Annotated in this window: 14 protein-coding genes; 4 read left to right on the top strand and 10 right to left on the bottom strand. The window is 38.0% G+C overall.

The window, feature by feature from the left end:
- Window positions 1-49 precede the first annotated feature (49 nt).
- The 4 genes from IGL90_RS00335 to IGL90_RS00320 are packed head-to-tail and all read right to left on the bottom strand — an operon-like array spanning window position 50 to window position 2,257.
- Window positions 50-562, bottom strand: a complete 513-nt coding sequence (locus IGL90_RS00335; protein ID WP_002383483.1) for an Asp23/Gls24 family envelope stress response protein — start codon at window positions 560-562, stop codon at window positions 50-52.
- Between the two features lie 12 nt (window positions 563-574).
- Window positions 575-766 carry a DUF2273 domain-containing protein gene (locus IGL90_RS00330; RefSeq protein ID WP_002356087.1) on the bottom strand — a complete coding sequence of 64 codons (192 nt, stop codon included), beginning with the start codon at window positions 764-766 and terminating at the stop codon, window positions 575-577.
- Between the two features lie 12 nt (window positions 767-778).
- Window positions 779-1,351 (bottom strand): alkaline shock response membrane anchor protein AmaP, encoded by a 573-nt coding sequence (amaP, locus tag IGL90_RS00325; RefSeq protein ID WP_002381343.1) that lies wholly within the window; start codon window positions 1,349-1,351, stop codon window positions 779-781.
- 12 nt (window positions 1,352-1,363) lie between these two features.
- The gene (locus IGL90_RS00320) at window positions 1,364-2,257 is read right to left on the bottom strand and encodes an SDR family oxidoreductase (protein WP_002356084.1); all 894 of its coding nucleotides are present in this window, start codon (window positions 2,255-2,257) and stop codon (window positions 1,364-1,366) included.
- Between the two features lie 273 nt (window positions 2,258-2,530).
- On the opposite strand from IGL90_RS00320, the gene IGL90_RS00315 reads away from it, so the two are divergent.
- On the top strand, window positions 2,531-3,184 hold the full coding sequence (locus tag IGL90_RS00315) for a Crp/Fnr family transcriptional regulator (RefSeq protein WP_048738045.1): 654 nt from the start codon (window positions 2,531-2,533) through the stop codon (window positions 3,182-3,184).
- Between the two features lie 42 nt (window positions 3,185-3,226).
- Here the strand turns inward: IGL90_RS00315 and IGL90_RS00310 are convergent, their stop codons facing one another.
- The 3 genes from IGL90_RS00310 to IGL90_RS00300 all read right to left on the bottom strand — a co-directional run bounded on the left by IGL90_RS00310 (window position 3,227) and on the right by IGL90_RS00300 (window position 7,906).
- Window positions 3,227-4,144, bottom strand: coding sequence for a helix-turn-helix domain-containing protein (locus IGL90_RS00310; protein WP_023895201.1), 918 nt, complete (start codon window positions 4,142-4,144; stop codon window positions 3,227-3,229).
- A 546-nt stretch (window positions 4,145-4,690) separates the two neighbouring features.
- Window positions 4,691-7,030 carry an alpha-glucosidase gene (ygjK, locus tag IGL90_RS00305; protein WP_048738043.1) on the bottom strand — a complete coding sequence of 780 codons (2,340 nt, stop codon included), beginning with the start codon at window positions 7,028-7,030 and terminating at the stop codon, window positions 4,691-4,693.
- Window positions 7,031-7,207: 177 nt separating this feature from the next.
- Window positions 7,208-7,906, bottom strand: a complete 699-nt coding sequence (locus IGL90_RS00300) for an N-acetylmannosamine-6-phosphate 2-epimerase (RefSeq protein WP_002364575.1) — start codon at window positions 7,904-7,906, stop codon at window positions 7,208-7,210.
- A gap of 212 nt (window positions 7,907-8,118) precedes the next feature.
- On the opposite strand from IGL90_RS00300, the gene IGL90_RS00295 reads away from it, so the two are divergent.
- Window positions 8,119-8,556 (top strand): hypothetical protein, encoded by a 438-nt coding sequence (locus IGL90_RS00295; protein ID WP_002388691.1) that lies wholly within the window; start codon window positions 8,119-8,121, stop codon window positions 8,554-8,556.
- Between the two features lie 123 nt (window positions 8,557-8,679).
- Here IGL90_RS00295 and ruvB read toward each other — a convergent pair whose 3' ends face one another.
- A complete protein-coding gene (gene ruvB, locus IGL90_RS00290) occupies window positions 8,680-9,696 on the bottom strand; it encodes a Holliday junction branch migration DNA helicase RuvB (RefSeq protein ID WP_002381340.1) in 1,017 nt (338 codons plus the stop codon).
- Window positions 9,697-9,708: 12 nt separating this feature from the next.
- Window positions 9,709-10,323: a Holliday junction branch migration protein RuvA gene (ruvA, locus tag IGL90_RS00285; protein ID WP_002361491.1), complete on the bottom strand. Its 615-nt coding sequence runs from the start codon at window positions 10,321-10,323 to the stop codon at window positions 9,709-9,711.
- A gap of 218 nt (window positions 10,324-10,541) precedes the next feature.
- On the opposite strand from ruvA, the gene IGL90_RS00280 reads away from it, so the two are divergent.
- Both IGL90_RS00280 and IGL90_RS00275 read left to right on the top strand, forming a co-directional pair.
- Window positions 10,542-11,528 carry an LLM class flavin-dependent oxidoreductase gene (locus IGL90_RS00280; protein WP_002386408.1) on the top strand — a complete coding sequence of 329 codons (987 nt, stop codon included), beginning with the start codon at window positions 10,542-10,544 and terminating at the stop codon, window positions 11,526-11,528.
- Window positions 11,529-11,542: 14 nt separating this feature from the next.
- Entirely contained in the window at window positions 11,543-11,767 is a 225-nt protein-coding gene (locus tag IGL90_RS00275) for a DUF896 domain-containing protein (RefSeq protein WP_002386409.1), read from the top strand.
- A 46-nt stretch (window positions 11,768-11,813) separates the two neighbouring features.
- Here the strand turns inward: IGL90_RS00275 and IGL90_RS00270 are convergent, their stop codons facing one another.
- The gene (locus IGL90_RS00270) at window positions 11,814-13,493 is read right to left on the bottom strand and encodes a peptide ABC transporter substrate-binding protein (RefSeq protein ID WP_002361487.1); all 1,680 of its coding nucleotides are present in this window, start codon (window positions 13,491-13,493) and stop codon (window positions 11,814-11,816) included.
- Window positions 13,494-13,571 lie beyond the last annotated feature (78 nt).

Raw genomic sequence — 13,571 nt, 5'->3', positions numbered from 1 at the left:
CTCCTAGTTTCTTCTATTATTGCTTTATTTTTAATAAAATAATAACCAATTATTGAACACGAGGTGCCGTGTTTTCTTTGACTTTTGTCTTGCCTTTAGTTACCGCATGTTTGGCTTTGTTGGTTTGTTTTGACATAAAACTACCTGTCGCTTCAGCGGCGTTGCCAAGTTTATCTTGGACCGTTTCACTTTCTTCTTGGTACTCTGCTTGTGTTTTGATATCTACTACGTTGACATTGACTTCGATTACTTCCAAGTGAGTCATTTGTTGGACTTCGCGAGTAATAACCTCTTTCATTTGATCATAAATGGTCTCGATATCTTTCCCGTATTCGGCTACAATGTCCATATCCACTGCGACTTGTTTTTTGCCGACCTCGGTGTGAATGCCTGTTGTAACATCTTCACTGTTAATCATTTTATCTCGTAAATTCGAGAAAAAACCACCGTCCACAGTTAACAAACCGTCGACTTCTTCCAAAGCAATGCCAATAATTTTTTGGATTACTTTATCCTCAAACGTCAACTCACCTTTAACAATCGATACATTTGCATTTTCCATAGCCAAAACCTCCTATTTATGATGAAAATAATTTTTGACAATGCCTGTCTGTTCCAAATACAAACCTAGCCAAATACCTAGTCCTGTCAGGAGTACCACTAACAATGTTTTAAAGAAGCCGATTGACAGAAACAAGATTGCAAAAACCAAGCCGACTAGGCCACCAATTAACGGAACGGCATATTGTTTTATCCATTCAACCATTGTACATCCCTCCTACTCCACACGTGCTTGTGTTTGCTGTTGTTGTGGTCGTTTCATTGATTGAATATCTTCAAAATGAACATCAATCGTAATCTTGTGACCAGTTCCCACCAAACGAGCAAGCCGTTCTTCCATTGTTTTTGACCAAGCTTCTGTTTGCCCAATTAAATCTGCCGTTCGTTTCAGTGTGCCTTTAACATTGACCTTAATGCGCCGTTTTGTCGCCTTTACACGAATGGTTGGTGCTTCCAGAAAGTCACTGTCTTGCAAGCTAGAGCGTACAAATCCTTCGATGGCTTTACGGTGTAACACTAACTTTCCTTGCTCTTCTTTTAATTCAAACGTGCCTTTTCTTCTTGGGAATAAAAGAATGAATAAAAAGAGAAAGAGCATAATTCCTAGTAAAACCAGCGCTACCCAAAAGATTGCTTGACGTGCGTACTCGTTGTCTTGCAAGAACCATTGGACATTATCTGGTGGTTGCCAAGCTGTATCGGCTGACCAAGTGGTGATGGCCACCGCGCCAAATAATGCCATTAAAATCAGTGAACCTAGAAGCAAAAGTATTTTAACAACTTTATTCACGGAACATCCCTCCTAAAGATTAATTGCTTCTCCACCAGTTACGCCATAAACTTGAGCCGTAACATAACTTGCATCATTGGACGCCAAGAAAACATAAACAGGGGCTAATTCAGCAGGCTGACCCGCACGTTCCAGTAAAGAATGTTGCCCAAATTCTGGCAACTCTTCAATTGGTTGTCCATGATCTAACTGTAACGGTGTCCAGATTGGTCCTGGAGCCACGCCATTTACCCGAATGCCTTTTGGTGCCAGTTGTTTTGCTAAACCAACGGTAAAGTTGGCAATTGATGCCTTCGTTGCTGCATAATCCAACAAATGCTCACTGGGATTAAAGGCTTGGACGGAAGTCGTTGTCACAATACTACTTCCGGCAGGCAAGTGAGGCACTGCTGCTTTGACAATGCCAAACATCGCAATAATATTGACATGGAAAGTGTCTATCACTTGTTCCATTGGTAATTCTTCAATAGCGGCACAGGAAATTTGTTGGGCTGCATTTAAAACGAGGGTATCCAAGCCGCCTAATGCTTCATGAGCTTGTGCAACCAATTTTTCAGGTGCTTGTTTATCTCTTAAATCTGCTGGCAAAAGAACGACTTTTCGGCCAGCTTCTCGTATATAGTGCGCCACTTCTTCGGCGTCTTTTTCTTCACCTGGGAAAAAATGTAAGGCGATATCTGCGCCTTCACGAGCAAAAGCAATCGCCGCAGCTCGTCCAATCCCAGAATCACCGCCTGTAATTAATACCCGACGATTTTCTAATTTGTGATTTCCGACATAGCTGTCTTCCCCACAATCTGGTTTAGGGACCATTTTGTCCTGTAATGCGGGAGTTTCTTGATCTTGTTGCGGAAATCCATCACTATAAAATAACTTTCTTGGGTCTTTTAAGTTTGGTTCTGTCATTAAATCTCCTCCCTTTCTACTATTACCTTAATACAATTTTTTCTTTTTGAAAAATATTTGAGCACATAAAATAAAAAAAATATTTTTAATACTCATTAAGCGAAATTTTTGGCAAAATTATCTAAAAGCTGATTTTATTTTTCAAAATAGCGTTTAATTGACCTTTTTTATCAACATTTGTTATTGACATATGATGTCCAATTCGCTTAAATAAGAAAGAAGCCCAACAGGCAAAAACAAAAATATTTAGAGATAATTGAGGAGTTACCGCCAATGAGAAATGTTTTACAAGACTACTTAAATGAACATTCCTTTCGAGTCGTTGTAAAAAAGAAGAAAAATTATTTAACTTATGAAGGACTGCAAGATCGTTATGCCTATATTTTAAAAAGTGGCATCATCAAAACTAGCGTTATTTCCAAAGACGGTCGTGAATTTAATTTACGTTATATCAACAATTTGGAAATTGTTTCATTGCTACGTGATGAATATTCAGAATTTATTGATGCACCTTTTAATATTCGCATCGAATCTCCACAAGCAGAACTTTACCAAATCGACCGTGTTCAATTTTGGCGGGATATCAATAATAGTAAAGACTTGCAAATGTATGTCAAAGAATACTATCGGGACCGTTTAATGCATTCCATGAAAAAGATGCAGCAAATGTTGATGAATGGCAAATTTGGGGCCGTTTGTACACAAATCTATGAAATGTACGATTCATTTGGCGTAGAAACAGAGGAAGGTATTTTAATTGATTTCGTGGTGACCAATGAAGAAATTGCACATTTTTGTGGGATAACTTCTGCTAGTAGCGTTAACCGGATGATGCAGCAACTAAAAGAGTTAGGGGCAATTGAACTACGTAACCGCAAAATTTTGATTAAAGATTTAGATATGATTAGAGATAACATTATTGTTTAACATCAGCACCCCCCGCAAGTTTGACCTTGCGGGGGGTGCTTTTTATTTTTCAGTGACAATATTCAATGGAAACTGACCTTTTTCTAAATTAAATGTCCGACCAGCCGTCAGCTGAAGCATTTCTTTTTTCATGCCTTCCGCCAAACGTACATCGCCAAAGCTTTCAATCATATCAATAACGGCGATTACTTCTTTATAATATCTCATTTTGCCAGTGTACAGATAATACGTAAGGTTTTTTAAGTAACGTAAGTTAAAATGAATATAGTAGATTTCAGCAGGAATCGTGGTAACACTCACTAGCGCTAAATATTCCCGAGCTTTCGCATAATTTTTCTTATAAAGTTCCCCAGTAATGATATTTAGGTAAAAACCATAGGCAACATTTAGTGTTTGGGTATCACGTAATTCAGCATCTTTGACAGGAAACATCTGATCAAGAATCTGAAGGACTTCATTTTCAGAAAACAAGGCGGCAGGATTAGTCACCATTTGATAATCGTAGTATGTATAGTAGCTTTTGCTAGAGATAAGCGCGAGAATTACCATTCGATCGGTTTCATCAAATTCTGGAATTTCCTCCCAATCATTACTAAACGTTAATTTAATATCTGTGTAAATAGACATTTCCAACGCATTTTTATGAGGATTGCGCTCTAATTGATAAAAATAATGAATCAGATTCTTTTTTTCACTTGTATTGTTCAACCCCATTTGACAACATTCAATTTGATGTTTGACTTCTGAAGAAGCCATGATTCTCGTATCAGATACCATAAAAAAAAATTCATTAAAAGTAATCCCCAATGACTGTAATGCCGTCATTAAATCCTCGTAACTTAGCTTGGCTTCACCAATTTCGATTCTTCGATAGGTTTGTTTCCCCTTTTTTGGCAAAACATCTTTCTGAGCAATTTTTTTCTTTTTTCTAAAATATTTTAGAGCACCTAGCACATCCATAATATCCCCCTTTTATAATAAAAATAATATTAAATATTATTTTTTTATTAATTTAAAGATCCAACAATACCTGTACAAATTAAACAAAATCAGCGAAAACATTAATAAATATTTCAAAATATTCATTTTTATTATTTCCGTAATTATAATATTGTAATATTTTGATAATCATAAAAACTTATATACTTAACTTCCCTTGAAAAAACCAAAAGAAATGTTCTATAATAGAAGTCAATATAGCTAACAGAGAAGGAGGTTTTGCATATGTTTGGTTTTGATATCAGCTTATTCCTTATTACACTATTCCGTTAAACCCACTCTTCATTAACCATTGTACAATCAATTTCGTTGAATATCTATTTCATTTTTATTAAATAACATTTTTTATAAAAGTACATATCGTTTATTTTTAGATGTTTTATTTAATTATATGGAATATATTTATTTAAACAAATAAATTACCTTTAATTAAATCAGAGGGAAACAGATTGTAGCAAGTGAAGAAAAAAACAGCTCTTGAGAGATATTTTCTCAAGAGCTGTTTTTCTATTTTATTTCAAAAGCGGTTTGCGTTGTGGGGTTATTACTTAATAAGGTGTTTTTATACAGTAAATAGTACGCTGCCGCTGACCAACTAAAGTTTTTCGTACTTAGCCCCTTCCCTGTCAGTGGATCATAATTTTCATGAATAGGTCCTTCTCCCATCAATCCTTCGGCATGTAAGAAGAGTTTTTGTGTCATTTCTTTTGCTTCTTTTGTATAGTCATAGTTTTGAAGAGCTTCTACACCAAACAAGGCTTGATCAAGCCAAACTGGTCCCCGCCAATATTTCGTTGCAGCAAATTTTTCATTGTCTTTGGATGCCGTTGGGAATGGCATAAAGGTATTGAACATTTCTTGATTCATCATGTTTTTCTTAACTGCCGCCGCCTGTTCTTTGGTCGCTACTTTTGCCCAGAGCGGCAACCAGCCTTCTGTTCCTTTGCCACGATTGACTAACAATTTTGTTTTCGAGCCGTCTTCATTTATTTGTAAGTCATAGAAGAAGCCCGTTTTTTCATCAAACATATTTTCTTGAATATATTTTTTTAGTTTCTTCGCTTCTTTTTGATAGTTCTTATAGTCCTCTTTTTTGCCTAGTTCTTCTGCTATCGAAGCTAAATAGCCCTTTTCAGCGTAGAGATACGCATTCAAATCCACTGATTCTTGATTAATCGAATACCCCACTACTTTTCCTTTATTTTTGTTTTCAAAAACTTTAACTCCATCATCGCCTTTGCCCACACCTTCTTTGTCAAACCGTGTAGCGTTATCCATGCCACTTTCCCACGCGGCTGCTTCAATAACAGCATCATCATCCACTTTAGGTTGGCCATTTTTATCTTTAATGATTTGATCCTTGTCGTCTTTTTGCCAGTGAGCATCACTGACCATGCTTCCATATTCTGCTATCCCATTTTTATTGTGGTCTCTGTTGGTATACCACCAATTATGATAAGCCACAAGTTTGGGATACATTTCTTTTAAAAATTCCTTATCTTTGGTTTCTTGATAAATATGCCAAACTGCCCATGCAGCCAATGGTGGTTTAGAATTTCGTTCATTCCAGTTGCCACCTTCACCACCACGCGCACTGTCTTGATTGTAAAAGACAGCATCAATGATCGCTCCTGCATCTTGTGGACGTACGGTATCATCTTTTTGAATTTGATAATCAAACAAGGCCCGCATATTATTTTTAGCTAACTCGGGATTAAAATCAGCCGTTGCTACATCCGCTTTCCACGAATCCCAAGCCCACATACCAATAAACCATTTATAAGACATGGACGGAACAATCCCGTCATGCTTAAAGGCACCTGCCGCACTTCGCCAATTGGTATTAATCGTTTCAATCGATTTGACTAGCGCATTTTGATATTCAGGAAATTCTGCTGTTTTCTTTTGATCAAACGTTTTATCTAGATATCCTTGCCATCTTTGCTTGTTCTCTTTGAAATAGCGCGCCGCATTTTTGGTATATTCGGGTGCTTGTTGTTGTTCCTTTGCCTCTTCTTCTTTTGTAAAAGTATAGCTTTCTGTCGTATAGGTGTTGTACGTTTGTTTAGGCTTCAATTCAATAGGTTCAGCGGTCGCTGTATAATTCCGATTATCAATTTTTGTTGAAACTTTATCCGCGTGATGAATCGTATATTTTGTGTCTTTCGTAGCAAAATAATTCCACGTTTCTCTGACTTCACCAAAATTCACTTGAATGTCATTGTCTTTAGCAGTTAAACGAGTGCCAATATCTAAGGTTTCCGTTCCCTCTTGAATTTTGTCAAAGACCGCACCTGTCCAGCTTGCTTCAAGTGACAAGGGCTCTTCACCAGTGTTTTCAAGTGTCGTTTGGATAAGCGCCGTTCGATTGCTGACAAAAATTAAAGCTAAATGAATCGTTAGATCGTCTAATTCATAGGTTTGCTCTAGGCGCCCAGGATAATAAGACAGGTCCATGCGGTTGCTTTGGCTTAAATCATAGGTTTCTCCCATTTTTTTATTTTTGACCGTTAATTTGTTTAAACTTGCCGCCAAGTTTACTGGATATTCTTCCGCAATAATCAATGGCCCCGCAAAACCACCCAGTAGCTCTTTATTGCTTTTTTCAGGTAAATAGTAGCCATGCCATGCACCTAAATCAGAAAAATTATTAAAATAATTGGTATCGTATACGCCATTCGTCCGTTCGGTTGGTGATGCACTCACATCTAAAACATTTGCAAATTCATCAACTTTTGTTCTTTCAACACTTGCTTGCACTTCCCCGCTTAACGCAAAACAGCTGACTACGGTGATTCCTAACGCTAACCAAGTAGACACCCGTTTCTTTTTTGATAAACCCTTCATAAAACCCCTCCTATAAAATGATAGCGCTTTATACACTGATTTATTATCAGCAAGGACTATGCCAAATGGAGTGTATCCCTTTTTATTATTGAAAGATTCAACTTTCTCTAGAAAAAAAGCGACCGTATCGAAGTGTATTGATCAAAAAATAACGAGTGTATCGATAGTGTATTTAGTTTATGCTTGATTCTGTTTTATTTTCGTAGCTTCCACAAATTTTTCAGTAATTTTTTGCGGTCGTGTAATAACAGATCCCACCACCACGCTATAAGCACCTAGCTCCAGAACACGTTGGACTTTTGCTGGCGTATCAATCATTCCTTCTGCAATGATTGGTGTAGTAAAATGCTTCTTTGCTTCTCTTAACAGTTCAAAATCATTTTGTTCAATCCGCTGATTTTCACTTTGCGGCGTATAGCCGACTAACGTTGTGCCAATATAATCAAAACCTAACTCCGCCGCTTCAATCATCTCTTCCAGCGTGGAACAATCTGCCATCCATTCTTGGTTAGGATACTTTTCTTTTATTCTTTTGAAAAATGTGGCTAACGTTTCGCCATTTGGTCGTTTTGAATGGGTTGCATCGAGAGCGATAATTTCTGGCTGAACAGCCATTAATTCATCTATCTCACGCATAGTTGCGGTAATATATACTTCTGCGTCAGGATAATCTCGTTTAATAATCCCAATGATTGGTAAATCAACCTCTTTCCGGATTGCTCGAATGTCTACCACAGAATTTGCTCGAATACCTTTAGCCCCTCCTTGTTTAGCGGCCAAAGCCATCTTGGACATGATAAAAGAACTATGCAACGGTTCGTCTGCCAACGCTTGGCAAGAAACAATTAATGCCCCTTTGATTTCTTTATTCAACATTGATCCCTCCAATTTAAAAGCGATTACAAACACAGTATACCTACAACAGCTGAAATATGCCACTCTTCTAAATAAGAACAAACGTTTCACGTGAAACAAAAGAAAGCAAGCGGTTAAGGCTTGCTTTCTTTTGTTTCCATTTAGCATTTCACCTTAAAATATAGCGGATTTGATTATATCATGATACGATAATTCATATCGATAAGAAAGAGGTGATAAAATTGACAGAATACATCTACTTAGCTAGCGAACAACCTTTATCTACAGGCAGTATAACTTTAAACGGACTGAGCAAGCCCACTGGCAATCTATTAAATAAAGAGTTCTTCTTTTTTATAAATGATTTTGAAGGTGATCCACCAGGTAAATTTTCATACAGCAACTATTTAAAAACATTGAATTATCAGGTTTGCTCTATGTGTTCTCTACCGTCAGATAATCAAAATATTGAAACACCCTCAGCAGTCGCTCTTCTTGGCTACATCCGAAATCATTTTAAAAATACCTGCACAACTAAGTTATATATTTTGTCCGCTTTAAATGGTTTTGAAAACAAACCGATATCAAAAACAGTTACTCGCAAACTGTCTGATTTATCTTACAAAGATTTATATTATCAAGAGATGAAACTTTTAAAAATTATTCGTTAATATACTTATAGTGGTCTATCAAAAAAAGAATATTTATTCCGTTACATAAACTTTGAAAAAATGAAAAATAAGACCTTCAACATACTCTATCCTGTTGAAGGCCCTTCTCTCTTATTTAACCCTTTAATTTTTACGACCCTCTAAATAATCATACCCAAAATGTGCATACGCAAATGGCGTTGCAATTCGTCCTCGTGGTGTTCGTTTAATGAAACCTTTTTGAATAAGATAGGGTTCATACATATCTTCCACCGTTTCGGTTTCTTCACCGATGTTTACAGACAAGGTACTTAAACCAACCGGACCGCCACCGTATAAATCAATCATTGTTTTCAACAATTTTTGATCGACATAATCCAAGCCTTGATGGTCCACTTGCAGTAAGGTTAACGCTTTGTCTGCAATCGCTCGGTCGATTTTGCCATCTGATTGGACTTGGGCAAAATCACGGACACGTTTTAACAAACGATTAGCAATTCGGGGGGTTCCTCTTGAGCGGCGCGCAATTTCAAAGGCACCTTCCTCAAAAATCTCCGTTTGAAAAATATCCGCGGAACGGAGAACGATTTCTTTTAAATCCTGCTCTTGATAATACTCCATGTGAGAAATAATCCCAAAACGATCTCGTAATGGCGCTGAAAGCATCCCTGCCCGTGTGGTAGCGCCCACTAAAGTAAAAGGCGGTAATGGAAAATGAACGGGATGTGCCGTGGTTCCTTGACCGACCATGATATCAATGTAAAAATCTTCCATTGCAGAATACAGCATTTCTTCCACAACTCGCGGCAAACGATGAATTTCATCGATAAATAACACATCGCCAGGCTCTAATTCGTTCAAAATAGCGACTAAATCTCCCGCCCGTTCGATGGCTGGTCCACTTGTGGTACGAATGTTCACATTCATTTCATTGGCGATGACCATCGCCATTGTCGTTTTCCCTAAACCTGGCGGACCATAAAGAAGGGTATGATCCAACGCTTCATTCCGATTTTTCGCCGCTTCAATATAAATCGTTAGTTCTTGTTTTACTTTGTCTTGACCAATATATTGTGCTAAAAATTGTGGACGTAACGATTTTTCAATTGAAGCTTCTGCTTCTTGACTTGCAGCTGAAAGCAACCGTTCTTCTTCTGTCATCGTTATTCCTCCTTAGCGTTTCATCATGAATTTTAACGCATTGCTTAAATAAACATCTGTCGTTGTCTCACCTAACGCTTCCAATTGCTTAGTGATACGCTTAATCTCTCGGTCACTGTAGCCTAGGGCACTTAATGCTTCTAACGCTTCTGCCAATGCTTGATTGCTTGTTGTCACCACTTCGGTTGCGGTCATGGCCGCAACCGCTGCTTCGGAAGACTCTAATTCGCCTAGTTTTCCTTTTAAATCTAAAATCATTTGTTGGGCTGTTTTCTTGCCAACACCTGGGAACTTCGTTAAATATGTAACATCTTCCCCTTCAATTGCATTGATTAAACCACCATGATCAGCCACAGAAGCCATGATAGCTAAACCACTTTTAGGGCCAATTCCAGAGACACTGATTAATTTTAAGAACAATTGTTTTTCTTCTAAACTGCCAAAACCAAATAATAGCTGTGCATCTTCCCGCACGACTTGGTGAAGATATAGTTTAATATCCGTATCCATTTTTCCTGAATAGCGATACGGGTTATCGACTGAAATCTGATAGCCAATGCCATTTGTTTCAACGACAATATAGTATGGGCTAACAAACGTTACTTTTCCAATAATATATTCGTACATGTTGTCACCTTTCCAATTGCTGATTGCGTACATATGTTCCATTTTAACACAAAGCATCAAAAAGCCATAGCGGAGAATTTTTTATCATCGACCTTGGCTACATCTATTTGTTACTTTTCGCTCACTAGGGAATTAAAAAGTGCGTACTGTTTTTTTTGACATGCTTGCGTAATAATAGCGGTAGCTTCAAAAAAATAACCAAAAAGGAGACTACATACATGAAATTAAGTATCTTAGATCAATTAACGGTTCCTAAAAATCAATCAGCAAGCGACACATTACAAGAAGCCAAAGAGCTCGCTCAATTAGCGGAAAAACTTGGCTACACAAGAATTTGGTATGCCGAACATCACGGTTCAGACGCCTTTGCCAGTGCAACGCCAGAAATTTTAGTTGCACATATTGCTAGTGCCACCGAAAAAATTCGTGTTGGCGCGGGTGGCATCATGACCATGCATTATGCGCCATTTAAAGTCGCAGAAACGTTTAAAACGTTATCAGCTTTATATCCTGATCGAATCGATTTAGGCATGGGCCGCTCGCCTGGTGGCAGCCCTTTAACTACGTTGGCGTTAAATAATGGTCAGCCACCACAACTAGATCAATTTGATAAATTACCTGAAATTTTACTCTTTTTAAGAGAGGAATTTCCTGAAGATCATTTATATTCTAAAATTTCAGCTGTTCCGCGGGAAGTTCTATTACCACAACCCTGGTTACTAGGTGCTAGTAAAGAAAGCGCACGTTCAGCTGGTGAATATGGCATTAATTTTTCCTTTGCGCAGTTTATTCATGGACATTTGCCCAAAGAAGTATTGTCCGCATATTACAAGCATTTCCGACCAGTAACTGAACAACAAGAGCCTCAAGTGAGCGCTGCGTATTTCACTTTTGCCGCCGACACGAAAGAAGAAGCAGAATACCATGCGGCTAGTTTCGAGCATTATATCTTTGCCACCGAACATGGGCTTCCTAATAAATTTTTATCGCCAGAAGAAGCCCTAGCTTTCCCTTACAGTGAAATGGACAAACTGGTTTTAGAACAAAATAAACAACGCTTTGTCATTGGCAGTAGCCAAGAAGTTGCGGAGTTTTTCCACCAACAAGAAGAACTAGGGTTGACAGAAGCGATGCTAATCACCCCAGGTTATGACAAACAAACGCGCTTTCAATCGTTTGAACGCCTAGCAAAAGAATTATTATAGAAAGGAAATGAGAAATGTTAGATGTTTTAAAAAGAATTAATACGCTTGCACAAAAAGAGCGTGAACAAGGCTTAACATCTGAAGAACAAGCTCTTCGTGTCGATTTGCGACAAGAATATTTGCGGACCATTCGTGAACAATTCAATAAAACATTAATGGGCGTCACTATTTATGATCCTACTGGTGAAGATGTAACCCCAGAAAAATTAAAAGAAGAACAGCAGAAATATTTTGATTAAAAGAGACACAGAACAGTCGATTTGACTATTCTGTGTCTCTTTTTAACTACTCTTCTGTTACATATGTCCACTTATAATCATATTGTGCGCCAGCACCATGGGCAACGACGCCTTTCACTTCTTTACTGCGTAGATGGGCAGTCGCCTTTTGATAAAGTGGTGCTAAAGCGGTCTCTTCACCAATCAATAACTTCTCAGCCTTAACCATATCTTCCCAACGTTTTTCAGGATCTGAAGCATCTCTTGTGGCTGAAGCCTCGATCAACTCATCGTAGGCTTTACTTGAAAAACGCCCGCGATTATAGTTATTACCAGTAACAAAAAGGTCTAAGAAACTACTTGGATCTGCGTAATCCGCAGCCCAACCACCTAAGATTGTCTCAAAATCGCCGCGACTACCTCGATCAATTCGAACTGAAAACGGCACTGGGCTCACTGTTACATCAATGCCCTCTAAAGTATCCTTTAACGTACCTTGAATATATTCCGCTAACTTTTTCGTAGAATCGACATCATCGGCAACAATATCCATTTTGAGTGTTGTTATGCCCAATTCTTTCTTCGCTTTTGCCCAATATTCTTTTGCTTTTTCTGGGCTATATTCAACAATTTTTTTATTTTCATCAGCAAAATCTTTGTCATCTGTCGGCGAATACGACATCCCTTCTGGAATTAAGCCGGTAGCGACTACTGAGCCGTCGCCTAAAATTTTATCTACTAATGCGTTGCGATCAATCGCTGCTGAAATTGCTTTGCGTAAATTCACATTATTATACGGTGAATTTTTATCTCGCTGATTAAATTCCAAATAGCTGGTTCGTGCTTCTTTTTCGATAACCAATTCTGGATCCTTCGCCATTTGCTGGGCCAATTCGCCACTTAAAATAACATCATCTGCTTGGCCATCTTGGAATAAGTTCAAGGCAGTTGGTGCCTCCTTAACAACATCAAAATTGATTTTATCTAATTTGACATTGTCTTTATCCCAATAGTTTTCATTTTTTTCCAAAGTCCAATTGGTATCTGAGCCAGCCCCTTCAAAGTTAGCTAAGACAAACGGACCATTATAGACTGCTTTTTCACTGGAAGCAGCGTAATCTTTGCCATATTTCTCTACGGTTGCTTGATGTTGCGGGAAAAATAGTGGAAAGGCCAGTAAATAATCAAAATATGGTGTTGGTTTTGCCAGTTTAATTTCTAGCTCGTAATCTCCGTTTGCTTTAATGCCTAATTCAGAAACTGGTTTCTTACCAGCTACAATGTCTGCACCGTTTTCAATCATTTCTAGAAAATAAGCATACTCAGCGCCAGTCTGAGGATCTGCTGTACGTTGCCAACTAAAAACATAATCGGCAGCTGTGACAGGATCACCATTGGACCATTTTGCTTCTTCTCTTAGTTTCACTGTGTACGTCAAACCATCATCACTGACTTGCACTTTTTCTTTAGCCCCTGCTGGTTGCGGCTTGCTTTTATCATCTAAACGATAAATTCCTTCATACGCATTATTCAGTGCCGTAAAACTAATTGTATCTGTTCCTAAAGATAAATCTGCAGAAGGCATTTCTTGTTGAACTACTACTTTAAATTCTTGTTTAGCGGCAGTTTTCTCTGATCCGCCCTTTGCTTTTTCGGCGCCAGCTCCCCCATCACCACCACAAGCAGCTAAAACTAACAGCGTTGTTAAACTTAACCCGATAAGTCCTTTTATACGTTTACTTTTCATGCCTTTCTCCCTTCACAGAAAAAACTCTTCATTTTTTAATTTTTAGAATATTCTTATAATACTAAAATTAAAAACAAA

Origin of the sequence: Enterococcus sp. DIV1307a (assembly GCF_050537425.1) — a bacterium.
Lineage (GTDB): Bacteria > Bacillota > Bacilli > Lactobacillales > Enterococcaceae > Enterococcus > Enterococcus faecalis.
Note: the sequence above shows the minus strand (reverse complement) of the source record. Positions and strands in the feature narration are given on the sequence as shown.

Bases quoted from the DNA above. Each gene is read 5' to 3' on its own strand.
- IGL90_RS00335 (WP_002383483.1), bottom strand. From the start codon at position 562: ATGGAAAATGCAAATGTATCGATTGTTAAAGGTGAGTTGACGTTTGAG.
- IGL90_RS00330 (WP_002356087.1), bottom strand. From the start codon at position 766: ATGGTTGAATGGATAAAACAATATGCCGTTCCGTTAATTGGTGGCCTA.
- IGL90_RS00320 (WP_002356084.1), bottom strand. From the start codon at position 2,257: ATGACAGAACCAAACTTAAAAGACCCAAGAAAGTTATTTTATAGTGAT.
- IGL90_RS00315 (WP_048738045.1), top strand. From the start codon at position 2,531: ATGAGAAATGTTTTACAAGACTACTTAAATGAACATTCCTTTCGAGTC.
- IGL90_RS00310 (WP_023895201.1), bottom strand. From the start codon at position 4,144: ATGGATGTGCTAGGTGCTCTAAAATATTTTAGAAAAAAGAAAAAAATT.
- ygjK (WP_048738043.1), bottom strand. From the start codon at position 7,030: ATGAAGGGTTTATCAAAAAAGAAACGGGTGTCTACTTGGTTAGCGTTA.
- IGL90_RS00300 (WP_002364575.1), bottom strand. From the start codon at position 7,906: ATGTTGAATAAAGAAATCAAAGGGGCATTAATTGTTTCTTGCCAAGCG.
- ruvB (WP_002381340.1), bottom strand. From the start codon at position 9,696: ATGACAGAAGAAGAACGGTTGCTTTCAGCTGCAAGTCAAGAAGCAGAA.
- ruvA (WP_002361491.1), bottom strand. From the start codon at position 10,323: ATGTACGAATATATTATTGGAAAAGTAACGTTTGTTAGCCCATACTAT.
- IGL90_RS00280 (WP_002386408.1), top strand. From the start codon at position 10,542: ATGAAATTAAGTATCTTAGATCAATTAACGGTTCCTAAAAATCAATCA.
- IGL90_RS00275 (WP_002386409.1), top strand. From the start codon at position 11,543: ATGTTAGATGTTTTAAAAAGAATTAATACGCTTGCACAAAAAGAGCGT.
- IGL90_RS00270 (WP_002361487.1), bottom strand. From the start codon at position 13,493: ATGAAAAGTAAACGTATAAAAGGACTTATCGGGTTAAGTTTAACAACG.